Annotated in this window: 24 protein-coding genes; 13 read left to right on the forward strand and 11 right to left on the reverse strand. The window is 34.4% G+C overall.

Translation table 11 applies throughout. The features are described 5' to 3' along the window. Positions 1-42: 42 nt before the first annotated feature. The gene (locus ABEB31_RS08070) at positions 43-1035 is read left to right on the forward strand and encodes an NAD-dependent epimerase/dehydratase family protein (RefSeq protein WP_347050861.1); all 993 of its coding nucleotides are present in this window, start codon (positions 43-45) and stop codon (positions 1033-1035) included. On the opposite strand, the gene ABEB31_RS08075 is transcribed toward ABEB31_RS08070, so the two are convergent. Genes ABEB31_RS08075 through ABEB31_RS08085 form a run of 3 tightly spaced genes read right to left on the reverse strand, consistent with a single transcriptional unit; the run spans position 1030 to position 3601 of the window. Beyond that, complete coding sequence (locus tag ABEB31_RS08075) at positions 1030-1515, reverse strand: DUF4296 domain-containing protein (RefSeq protein ID WP_347050863.1); 486 nt, start codon at positions 1513-1515, stop codon at positions 1030-1032. The two genes, ABEB31_RS08070 and ABEB31_RS08075, sit on opposite strands and share 6 nt — an antisense overlap. Before the next feature lie 9 nt (positions 1516-1524). After that, on the reverse strand, positions 1525-2865 hold the full coding sequence (locus tag ABEB31_RS08080; protein WP_347050865.1) for a dihydroorotase: 1341 nt from the start codon (positions 2863-2865) through the stop codon (positions 1525-1527). 10 nt (positions 2866-2875) lie between these two features. Beyond that, complete coding sequence (locus ABEB31_RS08085) at positions 2876-3601, reverse strand: polyprenol monophosphomannose synthase (RefSeq protein ID WP_347050866.1); 726 nt, start codon at positions 3599-3601, stop codon at positions 2876-2878. 106 nt (positions 3602-3707) lie between these two features. Here ABEB31_RS08085 and ABEB31_RS08090 point away from each other — a divergent pair, with 106 nt between their 5' ends. From ABEB31_RS08090 to ABEB31_RS08100, 3 genes are all read left to right on the forward strand, one after another. Further along, the gene (locus ABEB31_RS08090; protein WP_347050868.1) at positions 3708-4379 is read left to right on the forward strand and encodes a DUF4271 domain-containing protein; all 672 of its coding nucleotides are present in this window, start codon (positions 3708-3710) and stop codon (positions 4377-4379) included. Positions 4380-4393: 14 nt separating this feature from the next. Continuing rightward, complete coding sequence (locus ABEB31_RS08095; RefSeq protein WP_347050869.1) at positions 4394-5143, forward strand: uroporphyrinogen-III synthase; 750 nt, start codon at positions 4394-4396, stop codon at positions 5141-5143. A 341-nt stretch (positions 5144-5484) separates the two neighbouring features. Beyond that, a complete protein-coding gene (locus tag ABEB31_RS08100; protein WP_095954949.1) occupies positions 5485-5955 on the forward strand; it encodes an Lrp/AsnC family transcriptional regulator in 471 nt (156 codons plus the stop codon). A gap of 215 nt (positions 5956-6170) precedes the next feature. Here ABEB31_RS08100 and ABEB31_RS08105 read toward each other — a convergent pair whose 3' ends face one another. From ABEB31_RS08105 to ABEB31_RS08115, 3 genes are all read right to left on the reverse strand, one after another. Then, positions 6171-6857, reverse strand: a complete 687-nt coding sequence (locus ABEB31_RS08105) for a zinc metallopeptidase (protein WP_347050871.1) — start codon at positions 6855-6857, stop codon at positions 6171-6173. 105 nt (positions 6858-6962) lie between these two features. Then, on the reverse strand, positions 6963-7598 hold the full coding sequence (locus ABEB31_RS08110) for a response regulator (protein WP_347050873.1): 636 nt from the start codon (positions 7596-7598) through the stop codon (positions 6963-6965). Continuing rightward, positions 7582-9594 carry an ATP-binding protein gene (locus ABEB31_RS08115; RefSeq protein ID WP_347050874.1) on the reverse strand — a complete coding sequence of 671 codons (2013 nt, stop codon included), beginning with the start codon at positions 9592-9594 and terminating at the stop codon, positions 7582-7584. The genes ABEB31_RS08110 and ABEB31_RS08115 overlap by 17 nt, the downstream gene beginning before the upstream one ends. A gap of 168 nt (positions 9595-9762) precedes the next feature. Between ABEB31_RS08115 and ABEB31_RS08120 the strand changes: the two genes are divergently transcribed. Next, positions 9763-10164 carry a hypothetical protein gene (locus tag ABEB31_RS08120; RefSeq protein WP_347050876.1) on the forward strand — a complete coding sequence of 134 codons (402 nt, stop codon included), beginning with the start codon at positions 9763-9765 and terminating at the stop codon, positions 10162-10164. A 69-nt stretch (positions 10165-10233) separates the two neighbouring features. On the opposite strand, the gene ABEB31_RS08125 is transcribed toward ABEB31_RS08120, so the two are convergent. From ABEB31_RS08125 to ABEB31_RS08140, 4 genes are all read right to left on the reverse strand, one after another. Further along, positions 10234-10821, reverse strand: a complete 588-nt coding sequence (locus ABEB31_RS08125; RefSeq protein WP_347050878.1) for a hypothetical protein — start codon at positions 10819-10821, stop codon at positions 10234-10236. Next, complete coding sequence (locus ABEB31_RS08130; protein ID WP_347050880.1) at positions 10814-11281, reverse strand: RNA polymerase sigma factor; 468 nt, start codon at positions 11279-11281, stop codon at positions 10814-10816. The genes ABEB31_RS08125 and ABEB31_RS08130 overlap by 8 nt, the downstream gene beginning before the upstream one ends. Position 11282: 1 nt before the next feature. Beyond that, positions 11283-12131, reverse strand: coding sequence for an alpha/beta hydrolase (locus ABEB31_RS08135; RefSeq protein WP_347050881.1), 849 nt, complete (start codon positions 12129-12131; stop codon positions 11283-11285). Positions 12132-12398: 267 nt separating this feature from the next. Further along, entirely contained in the window at positions 12399-15536 is a 3138-nt protein-coding gene (locus ABEB31_RS08140) for a leucine--tRNA ligase (protein ID WP_347050883.1), read from the reverse strand. Positions 15537-15720: 184 nt separating this feature from the next. On the opposite strand from ABEB31_RS08140, the gene ABEB31_RS08145 reads away from it, so the two are divergent. The 5 genes from ABEB31_RS08145 (at position 15721) to truB (ending at position 19116) form a co-directional block, all read left to right on the forward strand. Beyond that, the gene (locus ABEB31_RS08145) at positions 15721-16068 is read left to right on the forward strand and encodes a winged helix-turn-helix domain-containing protein (RefSeq protein WP_347050885.1); all 348 of its coding nucleotides are present in this window, start codon (positions 15721-15723) and stop codon (positions 16066-16068) included. A 278-nt stretch (positions 16069-16346) separates the two neighbouring features. Continuing rightward, positions 16347-17222 (forward strand): cell division protein FtsX, encoded by an 876-nt coding sequence (locus ABEB31_RS08150; protein WP_347050886.1) that lies wholly within the window; start codon positions 16347-16349, stop codon positions 17220-17222. Positions 17223-17276: 54 nt separating this feature from the next. Continuing rightward, complete coding sequence (locus ABEB31_RS08155; protein ID WP_347050888.1) at positions 17277-17531, forward strand: DUF3098 domain-containing protein; 255 nt, start codon at positions 17277-17279, stop codon at positions 17529-17531. Between the two features lie 98 nt (positions 17532-17629). Continuing rightward, positions 17630-18427, forward strand: coding sequence for an undecaprenyl-diphosphate phosphatase (locus tag ABEB31_RS08160; RefSeq protein WP_347050890.1), 798 nt, complete (start codon positions 17630-17632; stop codon positions 18425-18427). Continuing rightward, positions 18427-19116 carry a tRNA pseudouridine(55) synthase TruB gene (gene truB / locus ABEB31_RS08165; protein WP_347050891.1) on the forward strand — a complete coding sequence of 230 codons (690 nt, stop codon included), beginning with the start codon at positions 18427-18429 and terminating at the stop codon, positions 19114-19116. The genes ABEB31_RS08160 and truB overlap by 1 nt, the downstream gene beginning before the upstream one ends. Positions 19117-19465: 349 nt before the next feature. Here truB and ABEB31_RS08170 read toward each other — a convergent pair whose 3' ends face one another. Continuing rightward, a complete protein-coding gene (locus tag ABEB31_RS08170; RefSeq protein ID WP_347050893.1) occupies positions 19466-20083 on the reverse strand; it encodes a thioredoxin family protein in 618 nt (205 codons plus the stop codon). A 190-nt stretch (positions 20084-20273) separates the two neighbouring features. Here ABEB31_RS08170 and pyrH point away from each other — a divergent pair, with 190 nt between their 5' ends. From pyrH to ABEB31_RS08185, 3 genes are all read left to right on the forward strand, one after another. Beyond that, positions 20274-20984 (forward strand): UMP kinase, encoded by a 711-nt coding sequence (gene pyrH, locus ABEB31_RS08175; RefSeq protein WP_347050894.1) that lies wholly within the window; start codon positions 20274-20276, stop codon positions 20982-20984. A 156-nt stretch (positions 20985-21140) separates the two neighbouring features. Further along, a complete protein-coding gene (gene frr / locus ABEB31_RS08180; RefSeq protein WP_347050895.1) occupies positions 21141-21704 on the forward strand; it encodes a ribosome recycling factor in 564 nt (187 codons plus the stop codon). A 119-nt stretch (positions 21705-21823) separates the two neighbouring features. Then, positions 21824-24319, forward strand: coding sequence for a DUF5686 family protein (locus ABEB31_RS08185; protein WP_347050896.1), 2496 nt, complete (start codon positions 21824-21826; stop codon positions 24317-24319). The last annotated feature ends 128 nt before the right edge of the window (positions 24320-24447 follow it).

Consider the following 24447-nt stretch of genomic DNA (forward strand, 5'->3'; position numbering starts at 1 on the left):
CTGCATCTTTGCACCTTCCGCACAAAAACTTATCTTTACAGCATGATATTAGTTACTGGAGGAACTGGTTTAGTGGGCGCACATTTATTACTTCATTTAATTGAAAATGGAGAAAATGTACGGGCTCTTTACAGAAATCAAAAAAGGATCGAAAAAACAAAATCGGTTTTTGATTTTTATAAAAAAACAGATTTGTTTGAGAAAATCGATTGGCTGGAAGCCGATATTCTGGACGTTCCTTCTCTTGAAAATGCTTTTATAGGCATTACACAGGTTTATCATTCTGCTGCTTTAATTTCTTTTGATCCAAAAGACGAGGAAAAACTTAGAAAAACCAATATCGAAGGAACAGCAAATATGGTTAATTTTTCGATTGCCAAAGGAATTGAAAAATTTTGTTTTGTAAGTTCCATTGCAGCTTTAGGCGATATTGCCCCACACGAAACTTATATTACAGAAGAAACTGACTGGAATCCCGAAAAACCGCACAGTGATTACGCCATTTCTAAATACGGAGCAGAAATGGAAGTCTGGCGCGGACTTCAGGAAGGTTTAGATGTGATTATTGTAAATCCCGGAGTAATTTTAGGACCGCCGCAAATGATGACCATTTTTGATGAAGGAAGCAGCGAAATCTATAGAAAAGTCTCTAACGGACTTTCATTTTACACACTTGGAAGCACCGGATTTGTCTCTATTGACGACGTTGTAAAAATAACTTCTGAATTAATGAAGAGTGACATTAAAAACGAACGCTTCACGATTATAGCAGACAATATAGTTTTCAGGGATCTTTTAAATACTGTCGCAGACATTTTAAAAGTAAAAAGACCACATATTCATGCCAAACCTTTGTTTATGAATTTATTGTGGATTGCCGATTTCCTGCTGTTTTTCAAAAAAAGAAGCATTACAAAAGCAACTGCAAAAGCGTCCTACTCCAACAATCTGTATAGTAATGAAAAAATAAAAACCGCTCTGGGAACGGTTTTTACTGATATTCATGATTACATTAAAGACAGCTCTTTACTATAAATCTTTTCTGTGTTTTCTCTGGGCCATTCTAATAGAATCAATATTAATTTTCGGAATAGTCCTTCTTACCGAATCACGTGATTCTGCTTTTACCTGAGGTTTATTTTTATTGGCTTTAGCCGCCTTCTTCTCGTCTATTTTAGCCAGAGAATCTGCAGCTCTTTCGTTTACAGCGATTTTTTTACTCACTTCATCAAACATTTCCTTATAGCTTTCATAATCGGAAGCATAATACATATTGTTTTGAGCAAACTGAAGGCTGTCAACATTGTACTTTTTCAAAATAAATTTGGTTGGATCAGTCTCTACAGAATCCAACGACAATGGTTTTTGATATTTCATTGCCTCCAAAAGGGACAAATCATACATAATATCAATCATTTTTTCTCTCGTAATAAGTTTTTTAGGCTCTTTTACCAGCTCTTTTTTACAACTTACAGAGAGAAACAAAACCACTATTATTACTATAAAATTTTTCATAGCCGTTTTTTATCTGTCAAACAATAATCGTTTTCCTGCTTTTAAATCTTTTACTTTGAAGTTTTGATATAACAATTCGCCGTTTACAAAAGTATGGGTAATTCTGGACCTGAATGTATAGCCTTCAAACGGAGACCAGCCACATTTTGCTAAAATATTATCCTGATTTACACTCCAGGGTTTACTTGCATTTACAATAACTAAATCGGCGTAATAGCCTTCTTTGATAAATCCTCGTTTTTCGATTTTAAAAATCTTAGCCGGATTATGGCACATTTTCTCTACAATTTTCTCCACACTAATTTTACCCTGATGATACGCCTCAAACATTGCCACAACAGCGTGCTGCACAAGCGGACCTCCGGAAGGAGCGTTTAAATAGGATTGCTGTTTTTCTTCCTTTGTATGAGGAGCGTGATCGGTTGCAATTACATCGATTCGACCATCATTTAAAGCTTTCCAAAGTTCTGCACGGTCTTCGGCAGTTTTAACGGCAGGATTCCATTTTATGAAATTTCCTTTTGTTTTATAATCTTCATCGGTAAACCAAAGATGATGCACACAAACCTCAGCTGTAATCTTTTTATCTTCTAACGGAATTTTGTTGGTCAACAATTCCATTTCTTTTGCCGTCGAAAGATGAAAAATATGCAGTCTTGCCCCTGTTCTTTTTGCCAAAGCAACTGCTTTAGAAGAAGAAATATAACAAGCCTCTGCACTTCGTATTAAATTATGAGCCGTTACCGGAACATCTTCACCGTATTGCTCTTTAAAGGCAGCAAGATTATTTTTTATCGTTTCTTCATCTTCGCAATGAACAGCAATTAACATGGGCGTACTTGAAAAAATCCTTTCTAAAACCGCTTCATTATCTACCAGCATATTTCCGGTAGAAGAGCCTAAGAAAATTTTAATTCCGGCCACATTTTTCGGATTAGTTTTTAAAACTTCGTCCAGGTTATCGTTGGTTGCTCCCATCATAAAAGAATAATTCGCATACGATTTCTGAGAGGCAATCTGGTATTTATCTTCTAATATTTCCTGCGTAACCGCATTTGGCACTGTATTAGGCTGTTCTATAAAAGAAGTAATTCCGCCTGCTACAGCTGCACGGGATTCCGATTCGATATCTCCTTTGTGTGTTAATCCAGGTTCTCTAAAATGCACCTGATCGTCAATCGCGCCAGGCATTAGGTAGTTTCCTTCGGCATCGATCACAATACAATCTGATGATTTTAATGAAATACTGTCTGCAATTTCAACAATCAGATCATTTTCGATTAAAACATCACCTTCAAAAATTGTCCCTTCGTTTACAATTTTGGCATTTTTTATTAAAATCCTTTTCATCGTGGTTGATTTATAATGAATTGACTAATTTTCTTAATCGTAATGAAATTACTCCCAGTATAGCTTCTTTTATAATCGCATTGCTCATTTTAGAAACTCCCTTTGTTCTGTCTGTAAAAATAATTGGCACTTCGGTAATTTGAAATTTGGCACAATAAGTTCTGTACTTCATCTCGATTTGAAACGCGTAGCCAACAAATTTTATTTTATTTAAATTGATTTTTTCTAAAACTTCTCTTTTGTAACATACAAAACCGGCTGTTGCATCATGAATTTTCATTCCGGTAATAAATTTCACATATACTGATGCGAAGTACGACATTAAAACTCTGCTTAAAGGCCAGTTTACAACATTTACGCCGGTTACATAACGGGAACCAATGGCAAGATCTGCGCCACCGAAATGACAGGCGTCGTACAATTTTTCTAAATCATTTGGGTTATGGGAAAAATCAGCATCCATTTCAAAAATGAAATCATAATTACGTGCCAGTGCCCATTTAAAACCGTGAACATAAGCCGTTCCCAAACCGGATTTTTTAGCTCTTTGTTCTATAAAAAGTCTTCCGGCAAATTCTTCCTGCAGCGCTATTACTTTTGCAGCGGTATGATCCGGAGAATTATCATCAATAATTAAAAGGTGAAAAGATTTGTGTTGTGAAAGAACAGCTCTTACTATACTTTCTATGTTCTCAATTTCGTTATAAGTGGGAATTATGACAATACTATCATTCATTTTTTCTCGGTAATTTCACCGCAAAAGTAAACTTTTTATGGCATTTGAATCATAATAAATATATAATAAAAGTATTGCGCCAAAAAATTACTAATTTTGTATCGCTATGATTGAACAACTTCACCCTCGAATTATTGAAAACAAAGACTGGGCGACACTCTTATTTGTGTTGACTTTTGCCGTTGTTGCCATGACAAAATCTGCTTATGAAAATAGATTCAGCGAATTTAGCAGACTTATTTTTTCTGACAAATATGCTAAGATTTACCGGGACAACAATCACATGAAAAGCAGCTTTACGGTAGGGTTGTTTTTTGTACAAGTTGTATCGTTTGCTTTCTTCATTCTTTTGTCGATGAATATCTTTGATGATACGGTTAAAAAAACCGACTGGGTATTGTTTATTCAGATCGCAACTTTCCTTCTTTATTTCATTTTAGGTAAATATTTAATAGAGAAAATTGTGGCTGCTTCATTCAATATTGATGAGTTTGTAGAGCTTTTTAACTCACAAAAAGTAACTTATCGAACTTATATTGGCGTTTTAATCCTTCCAATCAACGCTATATTGTTCTATTACAGCAATATTCCGAAAATTATACCGCTCGTAATCTTAGGTATTGCGCTGTGTATTAGCGTATACTCTTACTTTATTTCAATTAAAACATATCAAAACGTAATAATCAGCAAGTTATTTTATTTTATTTTATATCTTTGCGCTCTTGAAATAGCGCCTTATTATTTTCTCTATTACTGGATGACAAAAGGGAGTGCTTAGAAAATGTTTATAATATGAAAGTGAAAACAATTTTGGTGTCACAGCCTGAACCTAAAGTGGAGAATTCTCCTTACTTTGAGCTCCAACAAAAACACAAAATAAAAATTGATTTCAGACCATTTATTCATGTGGAAGGGGTTAGCGCAAAAGAGATTAGATTACAAAAAATCGATCTTAATCATTACACTGCGATCATTTTAACAAGTAGAAATGCTGTAGATCATTTTTTTAGAGTTGCTGATGAAATGCGTTACAAAGTTCCAGAAGGATTGAAATATTTTTGTCAATCTGAAGCTGTTGCATTTTACCTGCAGAAGTATGTTGTGTACAGAAAACGTAAAATTTACGTTGGTGCAAAAGATTTTGCAGATTTATCTCCGTTAATTAAGAAGTACAAAGACGAGAAATTTTTACTTCCTGCATCTGATCAGTTAAACGCAGATGCTCCTGTAACTTTAAACGGTTTAAAAGTAGATTGGGCACAAGCTATTTTTTACAAAACTGTAATGAGCGACTTATCCGATTTGGCAGATGTTTATTATGATGTCTTAGCTTTCTTTAGCCCAACTGGAATTAAGTCATTGTTTAAAAACTTTCCTGATTTTAAACAAAATGATACGAGAATTGCCGTATTCGGAAGCACTACTCAAAAAGAAGCTCTGGACCATGGTTTAAGAATTGATATTCTTGCTCCGACTCCTGAAACTCCTTCAATGACAATGGCGCTTGAAAAATATGTTGCCGAAGCAAACAAAGGAAAATAAACCTAAGAAATTACAATATTTAAATCCCAAGTTTCAGTTTAATCAACTGGAATTTGGGATTTTCTTTTTTATTTTAATAGCAAATTCGTCAGAGCTTTTCTGAAATTTTGCACAAATAAAATGTTCTCAAAGCTTTATCAGTACAAGGCTTTGCGCACTTATTATGCACAATAAAATAATTGATATCTAAAGAACCTGCATTACTTGCGGTTAAATTTATACAATTTAAAAAAATTGGAATTTGAAATTTTTCCTATTGAAATTTTATTTCCATTGCCTTTTAACTACATTTGATTTCTATTCTGAACCCAAATCACAAAAATAGTTTCAAATTATAAGTTATGAAAATAAACTCCCTCTTAATAGAAATTGACGGAATCGACAAAGAAATTCTGCGTTACTTAATGGAAGATGCCAGAAAACCAATTCTGCAAATCGCCAATAAAATCGGAATTTCAGGCGCCGCAATTCACCAGAGATTAAAAAAACTGGAACAATCTGGTGTGATTTCCGGATCTAAATTTACCGTAAATCCAAAGGTTTTAGGATACAACACTATGGCTTTTGTTGGAGTTTATTTAGACAAAGCTTCCCGAAATTCTGAAGCCGTAAAAGATTTAAAAAAAATTCCGGAAGTTCTGGAATGTCATTATACAACAGGAAACTGGTCTGTTCTAATCAAAATCATTTGCCGCGATAACGAACATTTAATGCAGCTGTTAAATACAAAAATACAGGCTATTGAAGGAGTTTCAAGAACAGAGACCTTTATTTCTCTGGATCAGCAGATAGACAGGCAGATTCAGCTTTAGTAATTAGATAATGTGTCAATTTGATAATTTAAATAATTAAAAATCTACTCTAACCACTGTCAGGCTGAGCGAGGTCTAAACCCTCGTTTCTAAAATAAAGACTTCGACTTCGCTCAGTCTGAAATAAAAAACAAAACCCGACAAGTTTAAAAAAAACTGTCGGGTTTGCTGTAAATTATTTAATTACTAATTGACCAATTATCTCAATTAACTAATTAATTTCTCCTACTTCCCGAATAAATCGAAATATAGTACAACAACGTTGCTATTGAACCAATTGCAGCTACTACATATGTTCTGGCTGCCCATTTTAACGCATCTTTTGCTCCGGCTTGTTCTTCTGGCGTTAGCATGTGTTTATTTTCTAACCACGCCAAAGCACGGTTACTTGCATCATATTCTACCGGAAGTGTAATAATAGAAAACAAAGTGGTCGCTGCAAAAATGACAATTCCGACCAATAATAACTGTGGAAAAACTTTAATCATCAGAATTCCGGCAATTAAAATCCATTGTACATAATTGGAAGCCACACTGACGATCGGAACCAGTTTAGAGCGCATCGTAAGCCATTCGTATCCAATTGCATGCTGCACAGCGTGCCCGCATTCGTGCGCTGCAACTGCGGCAGCGGCTGCATTTCTGTGATTATAAACTGCTTCACTTAAATTTACTGTTTTGTCTGAAGGATTATAATGATCTGTTAACTGACCCGGAGTCGAGATTACGCGAACATCTGTAATTCCGTTATCGGAAAGCATTTTTTCTGCAATTTCGCGTCCGCTCATTCCGTTTCTTAATTGTAATTTCGAGTATAACTCAAATTTACTCTTCAGCTGAGAACTTACCAGCCAGCTGAACAACATTATAGCCCCAGCAATTATTAGATATCCAGATCCCATATTTTCTCGTGTTTTTTAGATTGATTTTTAAATTTACAAAACAAACTGCAAATTATGAACCATTTTAACAAAATGACAACTTGACATTTTTTTTCCTGTTTTGACTTAATTCAGCATATTGTTCTTCAATAAAAAAGCAATCAGTTCTGCTACATTTTTCATTTTATATTTTTGAAGAATGTTGCGCCTGTGGGTTTGAACCGTCAGAAAGCTCAGAAATAAATCATCGGCTATTTCCTGAGTGGATTTTCCCTGAGAAAGCAAAAGAGCAATATCGCGTTCTCTTCGGCTTAAACCCGGAATTCGCTCTAAATCTTCAGACAAGGGCTGACTGATAATGGTTTTTACTTCTTCACTAAAAACAATTTCACCATCAATAGCTTTATAAATACAGTTTTTGAATTCATCAAAAGAAGCATTTTTTAAAATATAGCCATTTCCTCCATTCTGGATAAACTGCATAACCAGACTTCTTTCAGACTGACTGCTCATCCCGATAATTACCGTTTTCGGATGCTTTTGTTTGATCATTTTACACAAATCAACTCCATTTATAACCGGAAGAAAAATATCCATTAAAATCAAATCGGCTTTATGGTCTTCAATATATTCTAAAAGTGCTATTCCAGAGGGAAATTTTTCTACAATTTCGATGTTTTTTAAATCTGCAAGTAAACCTGCAATTCCTGAAATCACAATCGGATGATCGTCTACTATTACTGTTTTATATTTTATGATCATGATTGGTGTTGTATTTTAATTCAATATAAGTTGAGGTTCCTTTCTCCGGAACAGAATCGATTTCTAATTTTCCATTTAAAAATGCCACTCTGTTTTTAATATTCCGAAGCCCCATTCCGCCTCTCTTTTCTGCTTCTTCAACATTAAATCCTATTCCGTTATCTTCAACAGTGATAAAAAATACATCTTTATTTTGTGAACAGGAAACCAGGATTTGTGTTGCTTTTGCGTATTTTAAGGCATTGTTTAAAAGTTCCTGAATGATTCTGAAAACCATGGTTTTAAAATGCTGCGGCAAGGTTGATTTTTTATTCAGATATTGAAATTCAATCGCCGTTTCTGCAGTAGAATGAGCATCGCACAAATCTCTTAGTGCATGTTCCAGACCCAGTTTCATTAAACTCTCGGGCATTAAATTCTGAGAAATATTCCGAAGTTCTTTGATAGAATCATTCAGCATTCCGTTGATATTTGGAGTAATTTCTTTGTTTTCGCGGTCAGCAAGATTCAAATGCATTTTCAAACCCGAAAGCATACTGCCTAGTCCGTCGTGCAATTCCCTTGCGATTCTTTTTCGCTCGATTTCTTCGCCTTCAATCAAAGCATTTGAAATCGATAATTTCTGCTGATTTTCCAGCGCCTCGAGTTCCTGTTGGTAATTTACTTCTTTCTGAAAACTGATTTTTTTCTGATAATTATTCCAGCTCCACAAAAACAAAACTGTCAAAAACAGAACAAAAGAAAGTACCGCAAAAAGCATCATATTCAATCGGTTATTATTAACCTGTAAAACGGCTTTTTCATTTTCTGACTGTAACAGACCAATTTTTTTCTCGCTTTCTGCTTTTTTATATTTTGCTTCAAGTTCTACAATTTCATTTTTTAAATTGGCATTGTTCAGGCTGTCATTTATAATATTGTATTTGTTCGAATAATAATAGGCCTTCGAAAACTCTTTTTTTGCATTATATATCTTTGACAACTCCTTGTAATAGTTTTTCTTATCAACAATAAAAGGGGTGTTTTTTACCAGATACTCCATATTTGTTTTGGCTTTATCATAATTTTTCAATTTGAAAAGCACTTCATATTCGGCAAATTTAAGACGGTTTAACGCTATTGCATTATTGTGTTTTTGCGCCGATTGGATCCCTTTTTCAAAACTTATCAGCGCTTCATTATGTTTATTTTGCTTAGAATAATAAATACCTTCAGAATAATAATAAGAATCGTTCAGGTTCGAATCGGGATATTTTCCTAAAATGGAAAACGCCTTATCCAAAATCTGTTTTGCATCATAAAAATGTTTGAGTTCTATCAGATTCTCTGCATTGATAATATAGGTTTCCATTTTGGATTCGGCCAGAGTTGCAGATTTTTTAGTTGCATTTTCAATATATCGCTGTGCCTGATTTAAGTATTCTGACGCTTTTTCCCTTTCGTCATTATTCATAAAAATAATAGCAACGGCTTTACTCAGACCACTAATGAGTTCAAAATCGCCGCTTTTTTTAGCAATGGGAATTGCTTCATTCACCAGCAGTTTCATATAGGCCTTTTCGTTATTTTTATGCTGCTGTACAATACCATAATTCTGAAGCACAACCGCACGAAGTTTATACGCTTCCTTGTTTCGGTATTTTTTTAGTTTTTCATTGGCTTCAAACAGCGCTTTTTCATAACCATCCAAATCTCCTTTTTCTAAAAAACGGTACGCATTGTAATAAAGAGAAGCATCCTTTAAAAACGGATATTTTATTTTTAACTGATTGGCCTGTTTTAGATATTCTTTAGATTTTTCAGGATTCTGCACCATTAAAAAAAGTTTGGACAACCTGAAACTGTTCAGACTTTTAATACTGTCTGATTTTAGATTTTTGGTAACCTTAACAATACTGTCAATATAAACTGTATCATCGTCTAAGGACAAAATTACCTGTGAATTTGAAATTGAAGTAAAAAGTAAATAAAATAAGACGGCGTAGATTTTCTTCATAAATGTGGCATTTACTCAAAGTTATTAAAGCTTAATGACTTTATAAAAGAAATCGTCAACTTTTACCTGATATCAGGTAATACAAAATACATTTTATCAGGTATTGTACCCTCTGTTTTAAGGGTCTAATTTTGTTATATATCCAAATATTAATTAAAGAATTTTATTATGAAATCAGTATTTAAAACTTTAGCGATTGTATTGACACTTGCTTTTACAGCAGTTTCCTGCAGCAGCGATAACGACGATAACAACTCAGGTTCAGGTTCAAGAGATGTGAAATATGAAATCACAGGAAACTACACAGGAAAGCTTTCTACAACTTACCTGGAAAAAGGCGGAAATGCTTTAAATGAAGATATTACAAAACTTCCATGGACAAAGGAATTTACTGCCGATGCCAAATCACCGGGAGCAACAATAAGTGCTAGTGGATTTGGTGGTTCTCCGGGACAAACTTTAACAGGAAAAATGTACATTGGAGGAAAATTGGAAAACGAATTAACTGCAACAGCAAATAGCGATGGAATAATTGTTCTGTCTCTTACAGCGCACGTTTTCCCTATGTAATTTAGGATCAGGATTTAATTTTGCTTTTGGTAAAGAAAAAGCTTCGTGTAATTACGAAGCTTTTCTTTTTTATATTTCGAGTTGACGGTCAACTTCTTCAAACTTTTCAATTAGACTGTTTATTTTCTGCTGTTGTTTTTTAATTTGTTTCGGACGTAGATAAAACCAGTTAAAGCCAATCCATAATAGTGTGATGGCATAAGTCAAAATTGCGAATTCAATATTCATTCTCGACGCATATTCATACATATACAAACAGATTCCTGCAATTAACAGCAAAAAATACCAGGTAATTCCTTTAGTCTGCATAAATTGCTGTTTCCTTTTAATTAAAATCAATTTTTGAAGATATTCCTGATTGCTTTGATCTGTGTCTATATTTCTGTAATGTTCTGATAATCTATTGTACAAAATCACATACATGACCATTGCCAGTATCGTTAAAACAATTCCGATTTTTGTCGAAATAAATTGCGGCTGAAAATAAATCCAGATAAAAACAATAAAAACAGATGTTAGTGAAAGCAGGATATTCACTTTCCACATGGTTTTTAAAGCCGCTTTTTTAAACTCCTTCAATCTATTTTTCAAATCTTCTATATTGGGTTGACTTACGGTTTGTTTTTTCCATAAATCGTTGAAATTTATATTATCCATTTTGTTTAAATTTTTGAGTCAGTTTTTCTTTGATTCGGTGAATTTTCACTCTCACATTGGCTTCAGAAAGCCCGACTATTTTAGCTATTTCTGCTTGTTTGACATCTTCTAATTCTAATGAAATAATAATACGGTCCGTTTCCGGAAGTTCTGCGATACATTTATACAAAAACTGAATCTGAGGTTCTGTTGAATTTTGTTTTTCTTCTGAAAGATGAACTGGCAATTCTGATTTTGGGAAACGTTTTTGTTTTTCAATCTGCCGTAAACAATTATTGGAAGCAATTCTGAAAATCCAGGTTCCAATAGCCGATTCATTTCTAAAGGTCTCCAACTTCTGCCAGACGATAATAAACGTTTCCTGAGCCAAATCCTGTGCGGCGTCATAATCGTTTACAAAACCCATACAAAGCCTGAAAATCCTGTCCCAGTAAATTCTGTAAATTTCTTCGAATTCCATTTTAAGATTTTATAAAATTATGTAACTGCTCCACATACCAAGCTGTATCATCATACATTATAAAATGCAGGCCTTTAGACGCATATTTAAAATTACCCGTTTTCAGGTTTTGATATTGTCCGTCGATTGCCGGCTTTAAATTTATAAAATAGGCTTCTAATAAAATTAACGACGGACATTTTATTTTAGAAATCCTTTCTCTTAAATCGACATTAAAAAAGTCACAATACATTTGCCCAAATGTAGTCCTGTCCGATTTTACGCTCCAGTCAACAACCATTTCCAATTTAGACCGATCTGCCAAAAGTCTCGGCATCGTTTGTTTTTGCATATCATAAAACTGACTTTCCGTAAGTTCTGTCATTTGCTTTACAGTTGCAGAACAATCTATATTTTCTTTCGATTTAAAAGAAGGATCACTCAAAGCCGCAAGACATGGAAGCGCATCAACAACCACAATTTTCCCTATTAGTTCCGGATAATCTGCAGCCAGGGCAAGAGCCAATCCGCCGCCCATACTGTGTCCAATTAGAATGGGCTTTTCAATTTTATTTTCTTTGATATAAGCAGCAATTTCATTTTTCCAGTTTTCAAATGAAGGATCTGATTGTGCTTTTAATCCGGCGAATCCCGCCATTGTCAAGGTATAACAGGTAAATTCTTTTTCAAAATTAGCTTTGGTCTCATTCCACACTGCTCCGGAAGAAGCAAACCCCGGAATAAAAAGGATTGATTGTTTTCCTTTTCCCGTCTTTACCACTTCAAACGGATATGATTTTGTCTGTCCAAAGACATTTAAGCACAATGCGGAAAATAAGAATGCGATAATTAATACAATATATTTTTTCATTTTAATAGTTTTTAAGTTTATAAATAATCGGATCCATGCTTTTGATACGACAACTATTAAAATGTTACAAAGTTTTTTTAAATTTCAATAAAACCCGGAAGCTTCGGCACCAAATTCCAATTGTTTCGGGTAATTTTCCGCCACGAATTCACGAATTAATTGAAAAAAAATTCGTGAATTCGTGGCAAAAAACAAAAAAAAAAATCCCAAACCCAATCCCGAAGCTTCGGGAGGATTTAGGATTTTAAATATTTAGAATGTATTCGGTTAACCCACCAAGTTGATGATTTTCCCAGGAACAATAATCACTTTATTTGGAGTTCTTCCGTCCAGTTGTTTTTGGGTTCTTTCGTCTTTCATAACGATTTCTTCGATTTGTTCTTTGGTTAAATCCAGAGGCAATTCGATAGTGAAACGCATTTTTCCGTTAAAAGAAACCGGATATTCCTTATTGGTTTCGATCAAATGTTTTTCGTCGAAAATTGGAAACGGAACTTCAGAGATAGAAGTTGTATTTCCTAATTGTGCCCATAATTCCTCTGCGATATGCGGTGCATAAGGCGAAACCAAAATGGCTAATGGTTCTAAAATCGCTCTTGAATGACAGTTTTGAGAAGACAGTTCATTTACACAAATCATAAATTGAGAAACCGATGTATTGAAAGAGAAATTCTCAATATCATCTTGTACTTTTTTAATCGTTTTATGCAATGATTTTAAATTGTCTTTTGTTGGTTCGTCGTTGTTTACGATTAAACCATTATCATCAAAATACAATCTCCATAATTTTTTAAGGAAACCAAAAACTCCGGAAATTCCAGCTGTATTCCAAGGTTTTGCCTGCTCCAACGGACCAAGGAACATTTCGTACAAACGTAATGTATCTGCTCCGTATTCTGCACAAATATCATCCGGAGTTATTACATTATAATACGATTTCGACATTTTTTCGACTTCACGTCCAACAATATATTTTCCGTTTTCATCTAAAAGAAACTCAGCACTATTAAAATCTTCTCTCCAAGCTTTAAATTTTTCTGTATTTAATTCATCCGAAGAATTGACAAAATTTACATCAGTACGAATTGGATTAATAGTTGAATACCCTATTCCATCTATTATTTTTTCTAAAAATGGAAATTTATTAATTAGAGCCTGCTTCAAAAGAGGAAAATTTGCAGAGACATAACCAGATTTTGCAAAATCTATATTTGGATACAATTGATTTTTCAACAATGATTTGGAAACAAAAACTGTATTATTATATTTATTAACAAACTCCCTAATAGAATATTTCTCTTCATCATTAAATTCAATTGAAGATATTAGATTTTCTAAACCTTCAACTCTATCAGTTAATAGTAATCTATAAACAAAAGCACTAGTTCCTAAAATCATTCCCTGATTAATCAGTTTTTTGAATGGTTCTTCGGTCGGAGCAAAACCTCTGTCTTTTAAGAATTTGTTCCAGAAACGAGAATACAATAAGTGTCCGGTAGCGTGTTCGCTTCCGCCGATATATAAATCTACACTTTCCCAATATTTTAACGCTTCCGCGGAAGCCATTTCATTTTCATTACGCGCATCCATATAACGCATCCAATACCAGGAACTTCCTGCCCAGCCTGGCATTGTGTTTAATTCTAAAGGAAAAATCGAAACATTGTCAACCAAATCCGTATTAACAACTTTATTTCGGTTGGTATCCCAAGCCCAAACTGCGGCGTTTCCTAATGGCGGCAATCCGTCTTCGGTTGGTAAATATTTCTCTACTTCAGGCAAAATAATCGGCAAATGCTGTGCATCGATCATTTTTGGCAATCCGTTTACATAATAAACCGGGAAAGGTTCGCCCCAATAACGCTGACGCGAAAATACCGCATCACGCAAACGGTAATTGGTTTTTCCTGCCCCCTGTCCTATTTTTTCTAAGGCTGTAATAACAGCCTGAGCTGCTTCTTTGTAATTTAATCCGTTTAAGAAATCAGAATTTGCAATTTCTACATTGTCTTTAGATCCGTATGACGCTTCAGAAATATCAACATTAGCGAAGATATTTTTGATTTCCGGCATTCCCGCCGAACCTTTAAAGAAATTTGCAAAAGCATAATCTCTTTCATCTCCGCAAGGAACCGCCATAACCGCTCCGGTTCCGTAACCTGCTAAAACATAATCCCCAATCCAAACCGGAATAGGCTCTTTTGTAAACGGATGCTCGGCATAAGCTCCTGTAAATACACCTGAAATGGTTTTTACATCGGCCATACGTTCACGCTCCGAACGCTTTGATGTTTTTTCGATATATACTTCAACTGCTTCTTTCTGTTCCGAAGTTGTAATTTTAGCTACCAAATCATGTTCTGGTGCCAATGTCATAAAGGTTACTCCGAAAATAGTGTCAGGACGAGTTGTAAATACATCTATGAATAAGTCCTTAGTCCCTAGTTCTGAGTCTGAAAGTCCAGTTTCACTGTGGACTTTGGACTTTGGACTTTGGACTTTAAAAGTAACCATCGCACCAACCGATTTTCCAATCCAGTTTCTTTGTGACTCTTTGATAGATTCACTCCAGTCAATATCATTAAGACCCTGAAGCAGGCGTTCGGCATAAGCAGAAATTCGCATACTCCACTGTGTCATTTTTTTTCTTATAACAGGGAAGCCTCCACGCTCCGAAACCCCGTTGACGATTTCATCATTTGCCAAAACCGTTCCTAAGCCCGGACACCAGTTTACTTCTGTTTCTGCCAAATAAGTTAATCTGTATTGCAACAGGATTTTTTCTTTTTGATCATCGGAATAGGAATTCCATTCGTCGGCTGTAAAAATTTTAACGTTGTCATCGCAAACTGCTTCTACAAGAGCATTTCCGGATTCTTCAAAAACAACTACCAGATCTTTTATATCAAAAGCCTGTCCCTGTTTTCTGCAATACCATGAATTGAATAGCTGGATAAAAATCCATTGTGTATGTTTATAATAATCCGGATTTGACGTACGCACTTCACGAGCCCAGTCAAAAGAAAATCCGATTTTATCCAGCTGTTTTCGGTATCCGGCAATTTGTTTTCCTTCTTTGTCAACTCCGCCATCAATATTTACGCGTGTTGTATCTTCTGGACGCTGTCCTGTCTGAATCGCATATTGTTCTGCCGGCAATCCGAAACTGTCGTAACCCATTGGATGCAAAACATTAAAACCCTGATGTCTTTTGAAACGGGAATATACATCTGAAGCAATATAACCCAGCGGATGCCCAACATGTAATCCTGCTCCAGACGGATAAGGAAACATGTCTAAAACATAATGTTTTGGTTTTTCAGAATTATTTTTTGCTGCAAAAGTTTGATTCTCTGCCCAATATTTTTGCCATTTGGCTTCAATTTCGTTTGGATTGTATTTCATTTCGTTTGAGTTGCTAAGCTACTGAGTAACTAAGTTTCTAAGTTTAAGTCCACAAATTTACATTTATTGTTGTTTGTTGCAAAGCTATTTCATTGACAAACAAATAAAATAACAAATCACGTATTCAAATTTAAGTAATTATACGTATTATTGTAATTAAAAATACTTATTTATACTGAAAATAATGACAGGAAATAAGAACTATAAAATTGAAGTTCGTGTTTGGATTGAAGAAACCGAAGGCGCTTTTCTTGGTATTGGGAAAATTTGGCTTTTAGAAAATATCCGTAAAACCGGATCGATAACCCATGCTGCAAAAGAAATGAAAATGGCGTACCGCCAAGCCTGGCAACTGGTTGAAGAAATGAACCAGCGCGCTGAGAAACCGCTTGTTGAAAAACTCTTAGGCGGGAAAGGCGGCGGCGGCGCAAAAATTACTGAAGCCGGAGAAAATGCAATTGCTCTTTTTTATGAAATTGAAAGCCGGATCAAGGACTTCGCTCAAAAAGAAACTCAAAAACTTAAATTTTAAAATTAACTTCAATTACAATTAATGCTATTGATTTTATAACATCCTGAATTAATTCCTTCCTTCCAAAACTAAATTACATGTCATTAAAATGGAAATTGTTTAAAAGCTAAGGTCCTTCGCAAATTAAAATTCTTATCTCTTTGTGGTTTAAAAAAACTTTCAGACAAAAAAACTCAATTCGTTATTGTACATTTATGCTAATAAAGTCAAAACTTTGAACGTTATTAACCTAAATAAAAAAATTGTTTACTATTTTTACGACATAATTTAAGCAAACTATGAGTTCTAACTTTGATAAATTTCAAAAACGCAGGTTAATTTCCTCTTACTTTTCGGTAGTTTTAAGTGTATTTCTGGTACTATTCCTTTTAGGAGTCCTGGGATTATTTATTATTAATTCTAAAAAACTGGCAGACGATTTTAAAGAAAAAATCGCAATGACTGTGTTCTTTAAAAATGAAGCTACAGACAGCACTATTACTGCATTTAACAAAGAATTGAAACGAGCACCTTTTGCAAGGTCTTTTGTTTACGTAACCAAAGAAAAAGCAGCTAAAGAACATACTGATATTATCGGTGAAGATTTTTTAACCTTTTTAGGAGAAAATCCTTTATTGAACTCGTACGACATTCACCTGAAAGCAGATTATGTAGAAAGAGACAGTATTGCTAAAATTGAAAGCCGTTTGAGACAAAATACCATGATTTCTGATATTGTATACGACAAACAATTGGTAAATCTGGTAAACGACAATATTAGAAAAGTAAGTATGTGGATTTTAATCATCAGTGGTTTTCTTACCGTAATTGCTGTTTTATTAATCAACAGTTCACTGCGTTTATCCATACATTCTAATAGATTTATCATTAAAACTATGCAAATGGTAGGCGCCACAAAAGCTTTTATTCGCAAACCATTTGTAATGCGAAGTGTAAAATTAGGAATGCTGGGCGCCGGTTTGGCTATTGTCGCTTTAATTGCACTTCTAATTTATGTAGAAAACAATTTCCCGGGATTAGGAATTTTAGAAGACAAAGCCCTTATCGCTATGGTTTTGGCAGCGGTTTTCGGTTTAGGAATTTTGATCACCTGGGTAAGCACGCACTTTGCTACACAGCGCTTCTTAAATTTAAGAACAGACGATCTTTATTAATTTAAGATTCTATAAAAAACTTTTGACTTCTTTTAGGGTAACAAAAAAATAAAAATGAAAAACAACAATACAGAAATACAAGAGCAACAAAAACAGGAATTTCTTTTTGACGGTATCAATTATAAAATTCTTTTAATCGGAATTGCTGTAATAGCATTAGGTTTTATTCTAATGTCCGGCGGAGGAAGTACGGATCCAAATGTTTTTAATGAAGATATTTTTAATTTTAGAAGAATCCGTTTAGCACCTACAACGGTCTTAATCGGTTTCGGAATCACGATTTATTCTATTTTTAAAAAATCAAAATAGACATTTTTAGAATTTTAGACATCTTAGATCTTTAGATTATTTTATTAATCTAAACATCTAAGAAGTCTAATCAATCTAACTATCTAAAAATCTAATTAATGAATACTTTACAAGCTATTGTTCTTGCCATTATCGAAGGAATTACAGAATTTTTACCTGTTTCTTCTACAGGACATATGATTATTGCGTCTTCTTTCTTCGGAATTGCACATGATGATTTTACTAAACTTTTTACCATTGTAATTCAGCTTGGTGCCATACTTTCGGTTGTAATTTTATATTTCAAACGTTTCTTTCAGACTTTCGACTTTTATTTTAAGCTTTTGGTTGCTTTTATTCCTGCAGTTGTTTTAGGTTTATTATTAAGTGAGTTTATTGATGGTTTATTAGAAAATCCGGTTACAGTGGCGATTTCACTTTTAATTGGAGGAATTATTTTACTGAAAGTGGACGAATGGTTTAACAAACCGAACGATCCGGAAGTTTCAACAGAAATAACCTATGCCAAAGCATTTAAAATTGGCTTGTTTCAATGTCTTGCCATGATTCCGGGAGTTTCACGAAGCGGAGCAAGTATTGTCGGCGGAATGTCGCAAAAACTAACAAGAACTTCTGCTGCAGAATTTTCATTTTTCCTGGCCGTTCCAACCATGTTGGGTGCGACAGCAAAAAAATGCTATGATTATTATAAAGCCGGATTTGAATTGTCTCACGACCAAATTAATATGCTGGTTATTGGAAACATTGTTGCATTTATAGTGGCACTTTTGGCCATCAAAACTTTTATTGGTTTCTTAACCAAAAACGGTTTTAAAGTTTTTGGTTACTACAGAATTATTGCCGGAATCATTTTATTACTGATTCACTTTTTCATTCATCCGCTTACAATTATATAATGACACCTGAAGAATATTTAGACGGGCAAGTTTTATTGATTGACAAACCATTAAAATGGAGTTCGTTTCAAGCTGTCAATAAATTAAAATACCTTTTAATCAATAAAGTTGGGCTTCCAAAAAAGTTTAAAATTGGTCACGCCGGAACTTTAGATCCTTTGGCAACCGGACTTTTATTAATCTGCACGGGCAAATTCACCAAAAGGATATCTGAACTTCAGGGTCAGGCAAAAGAATATACGGGCACTTTTTACATTGGAGCCACTACTCCGTCTTATGATTTAGAAACAGAGATCGACCAGACTTTTCCAACAGATCATATCGATGAGGTTTTAATTCAGGAAACAGTTAAACAATTTTTAGGCGAAATTGATCAAAAACCACCTATTTTTTCTGCTATTAAAAAAGATGGTGTTCGCTTATACGAGCACGCGCGTGCAGGAGAAAGTATTGAAATTGAAAGTAGAAAAACAACTATTCATGAATTTGAAATCACAAGAATAGCATTGCCGGAAATAGATTTCAGAGTCGTTTGCTCTAAGGGAACCTATATTCGATCACTTGCTTATGATTTTGGAAAAGCAATGAATTCGGGTTCGCATTTAACCGTGTTACGCCGCACAAAAATTGGTGATTATGATGTAAAAAATGCGATAGACATTACACTGTTCGAAGAAAGCATTAAATAAAAAAGCACATTACTTTTTTACGTCAGTAATGTGCCTGTTCTCCAAACAAGTAATATTATTTCATACTTATTTTCAGTTAATAATGAGGCACACTTTTCCCTCCGAATAAATACATAGAAAAGAAATCATAAAATTTTTCGAATAACTTTTTCATAATAGTGCAGTTTAATTGTTAGACAATAAATAAAGACACCAATAAAAGGAGTAAATCAAAAACTATAATAGATTTGGGTTTCTATTTACTAAGTTACAAAATTTGAATCAGTAAAAAAATACTTTAAGATAATTTTATCAATCAAATTGTTTGTTTTCAATAACTTAACTTAAATATCCACCTCTGCCAAGTCATCTATAATCGGTTGTATTTTATATTTTCCATAATGTCCAGCAATTCTTCCTGAACAGAAATGCCTTTATCTGCCAAATACCATAACTGAAGATCTGTTTTTATTTTTTCATCAATAACACCAAATTCCCTTTTATAATTTGCCATTAGTTCTGTTGCGCCTTTTGGTCTCGGACCCCAGTCTGCTCTTACAATTCCGGCTTCTTTGCAGATTACAATTAATTTCGGAATCGCTTTTCCGTTATTGGTTAAGTACTGACTCATCAAATCATCATTTTGATCACGAAGCGCAATTCTTAAATCTATTTTTTTATTAGAAACCAAAGCCATTTTATTTAATATGGGCAGAATCTGTGCTGCATCTCCGCACCAGCCTTCCGAAAGTACAAGCCAGATATAATGATTATCGAGATTTTGAAGTTTTTCAGCAACAGTATCAGAAACGATGATGGTTTTTTCGAGTCTGTTCATCCTTGCTTCATTCAGTTTGGAGTAATTGGTGAGGCTTTCAGACTGCTCATTCCCTGTCGATTTTCCTTCCGATAATAAATCGGTTACTAATTTTCTATATTCAATATAGGAGTAACTATTGAATAACGCTTTGGCTACGATGCTTTTCATATTTTGTTGTTTATTTTGGAATTATAAAAATACAAAATTTGAAAAGACGCTGAGAATGATATTTGTCACATTATGACAAAAATCAATCGGAGTAATAAACTCTATAAGCAACGTACTAATAATTTTTTGCAAACACTATTTCTAAAAATCAGAATATGTCTATATTTGCACAAATTAACGCAACACACTTATGAAATATAAAAGAATTCTTCTAAAACTTAGCGGCGAAGCGCTAATGGGTGATTTACAATATGGTATTGACCCGAAAAGATTAGCCGAATATGCTGATGAGATCAAGCAGATTCACGACAAAGGAGTAGAAATTGCCATTGTTATTGGAGGAGGAAATATATTTAGAGGCGTTGCAGGTGCAAGTGCCGGAATGGACAGAGTGCAGGGCGATTATATGGGAATGCTGGCAACGGTTATTAACGGAATGGCTTTACAAGGCGCCCTTGAAGATAAAGGAATGAAAACGCGTTTGCAAACTGCTTTAAAAATGGAGTCTATTGCAGAACCGTACATTAAAAGAAGAGCAGACCGCCATCTTGAAAAAGGAAGAATTGTAATTTTTGGAGCAGGTACAGGAAATCCTTATTTTACAACAGATACAGCTGCGGTTTTAAGAGGAATTGAAATTAATGCAGATGTTATTTTAAAAGGAACACGTGTTGACGGAGTTTATGATTCTGATCCGGAAAAAAATGCTGCTGCTATTAAATTTGATTTTATTTCTTTTGATGATGTGATCAAAAAGGGATTAAATGTAATGGATACCACAGCATTTACTTTAAGCCAGGAAAACAGATTGCCAATAGTAGTTTTTGATATGAATACAATAGGTAATCTATTGAAAATTTGTGCAGGCGATAATATAGGAACGCTGGTAAATGTAGATTAATTAGACTTCGTAGAAAGTCAGACTTCGTGGATTCTTTTTTCAGATTCTCAGAAGTTCATTTAAAATAAAAAATAAATTATATTAGATAGTAAATTAGATTATTGATTTTTAAAGTCTGAAAATCTAATTGTCTAAAAATCTAAAAATCGAAATAAAATGACTGAAGAAATAGACTTTATTTTAGAAAGTACTGAGGAATCGATGAATGGTACTATTGCACACTTAGAGAAAGAATTCTTAAACATTCGCGCAGGAAAAGCTTCTCCGGCAATGCTTGGAGGTGTTTTTGTAGATTATTACGGATCTGCAACTCCGCTTTCTCAGGTATCTAAAATTAGTGTTCCTGATGCAAGAACAATTACCTTACAGCCGTTTGAAAGAAACATGCTGCAGGCAATTGAAAAAGCTATTTTGATCGCTAATATCGGGTTTAATCCGATGAACAATGGCGATATGATCATCATCAGCGTTCCGCCTTTAACAGAAGAGCGACGTCGTGATTTGGCAAAACAGGCAAAATCTGAAGCTGAAGATGCTAAAATTGGTATTCGTAATTCCCGTAAAGATGCTAATACCGACATCAAAAAACTTGAAAAAGAAGGTACATCTGAGGATATCTGCAAATCGGCAGAAGAAGAAGTTCAGAACTTAACAAACGCTTACATTAAAAAAATCGATGAATTATTGGTCGCTAAGGAGGCTGAAATCATGAAAGTATAAGTAAGATTTGAGATAAAAATAGAAATCCGTCTGGTTAATTGCATCAGACGGATTTTTTTATTCTTATTTTTGCATACGAAAATTAAAATCCTTTCGTTTTTGAAACTATATCATTCTGTATGAAGCTATTTTGTTTTTTGACTTTGTTTTTCACGCTTACTCTTCAGGCGCAATTTCAAATAAACGGTATCGTAACCGATTCAAACAACAAACCTCTTCCGTTTGCCACCATTACGACCTCCGAAAACAACAATACCATTACAGATGTTGATGGCAAATTTATTTTCAAAATTAGTTCTTCTGCTACATCGCTTAAGGTTTCCTATATTGGTTTTCAAACCAAAACTATTGCGTTAATCACTACTAAAAAATTTTACGCGATTTCGCTTTCACAGCAAACAGACGATTTAAAAGAAGTAGTTGTCAATAATGAAAACCCGGCTTTAACCTTAATCAGAAAAGTAATTGCCAGTAAATCGGCAAACGATCCGCAGAAAAAGCTCAATAATTTTGAGTACAAAACCTATAATAAACTTATCGTAACCGCCAATCCTGACTCCATTGACGGCAGAATCGACTCTTCGGCGACCTATAAAGATTTAAACAAAAAGAGCATCAACATTGATTCTTCTGATTATAAATTCAAGGAAATTGTAAGCAAACAGCATTTGTTTCAAACAGAAAAAGTTTCGCAATATCAATTTGGGAACAACAAATTAAAAGAAACGGTTCTGGGAACCAAAATGGCGGGTTTCAAACAACCTATTTATGAAGTACTGGCTTTCAGTCTTCAGTCAATTTCTATTTATGATAATAAATACGAATTGTTTGAAACCAAATATGAAAACCCAATCGCAAATGGTGCGCCTTCAACTTACAATTATAAATTGCTGGATACTGTAAGCATCAGAGGCAGGGACACATATATGATTTATTTTAAAAACAAGCACAAACGCAGAACATCGGGTCTGGAAGGTGTTTTGTATATTGATAAAGAAAATTTCGCTGTTGCTAAAGCCGTAATGCGTATTAAAGGTGTTCTGGACATTAGCGGTATTCATGAATTTGAATATATTCCGAAAGAAAAAATCTGGTTTCAGAGCAACACGACGTTTAAAATCGTGAAAGGCAAAAATGACGATGACATTAAAATTCTCGGAGGAACTATTCAGTTCGACGGCGATGTAGAGGAGAATTTTGAACCCCGAAAAAAAGGCGGTTCAGATTTCACTTATCTGCTTTCGGAAAGTAATAGTTTTGACATTCTTGTAAACACAGCAACACCCATTAAAAATCCTTCGCTTTACATGGAAGTTAATGACGACGCTGCTAAAAAGCCCGAAAATTTCTGGGAAGCTTACCGAAAAGAAAATCTGGATTTAAAAAGCCAGAAAACGTATTTATTACTCGACAGCCTTTCTGTAAGTAATCGTGTGGAAAAACGCTTGGGAATTGGCCGTAAAATTATCAACGGATTTTATCCGATTGGACCTGTAGATTTAGATTTGAAAAAAATCATAAGTTTCAATAATTATGAAGGTTTTCGAATTGGTCTGGGCGGAATTACAAATGATCGTTTTTCTAAAAATTTTCGTCTGGAAAGCTATACGGCATACGGAACAAAAGATGGTGTCTTTAAATATAGTGCCGGTGGCGGAGTTTTACTGGACAAACACACCAATACATGGCTTAACGCGTATTATGCAGATGATGTACGGGAAATAGCCAGCACAGTTTTTGCCGTAGACAAACGTGTCTTTAAAATTTATGACCCGCGGCCAATTAATATTAGTACTTTTTACGAATATACAGGCTGGAGGGCAAACATTCAGACTAAATTTATTCCGAAAACGGAAGCGGTGCTGGAAATTTCAAGAAATTATATTGAACCAAAATTTGATTATCTCTTTAATTTTGATGGTAAACTGTATTCAAGTTATACCATGACGACTGTTATGGCTTCTCTGGTTTGGGCGCCTTTTAGCAATTTCATGCAGACTCCGACGGGAATAAATGAAGCCGAAAAACGATTTCCAAGATTTACTTTTCAATACACACAATCGTTGCCTAATGTATTAGGTAATGATTTCACTTTTAGTAAAATCGACTTTAAAGCAGAGTACGAAAAGCAATATCTAAACCGTCAGAAAACGAGTTTGCTTTTACAGGGAGGATTTGCAATGGGCGATGTACCCATTACACATTTGTACAATACAGCACCAAACAATCTGACCAAAGAAACGGTTTTTCAGCGTATTACTTTTTCTGGAAGAAATGCTTTTGAAACGATGTTTTTTAATGAATTCTTCTCGAGTCAGTATCTAATGTTTCAAATTAAGCATGGCTTTGACCGAATTCGAATCCTGAAGAAAGTGCGTCCATCTTTGGTTTTGGTGACCCGAATGGCGTGGGGAAATATGGAAAATCCGGAACAGCATGTGGGGCCAGCTTATAAAACACTGGATAAAGGTTATTTTGAATCGGGTGTCGAATTAAACAAAATTTTTAAAGGTTTTGGAATTGGCGGATTCTATCGTTATGGACCAAATCAGTTATTGAAATTTGAAGATAATATTGCGGTTAAGATTTCTTATGTTTTGGATCTGGGATTGTAAAATTAAATTTCCAAATTAAAATTCCAGCTTAAAATCTTTGCAAATCTAAGGTACAACTTGATTCTTAGTTCCTTTTAGATAACAAAAAAATCCAAATTCCGTAAGGTTGGAATTTGGATTTTTAGCAT

The organism is Flavobacterium olei (assembly GCF_039749035.1).
Classification (GTDB): domain Bacteria; phylum Bacteroidota; class Bacteroidia; order Flavobacteriales; family Flavobacteriaceae; genus Flavobacterium; species Flavobacterium olei.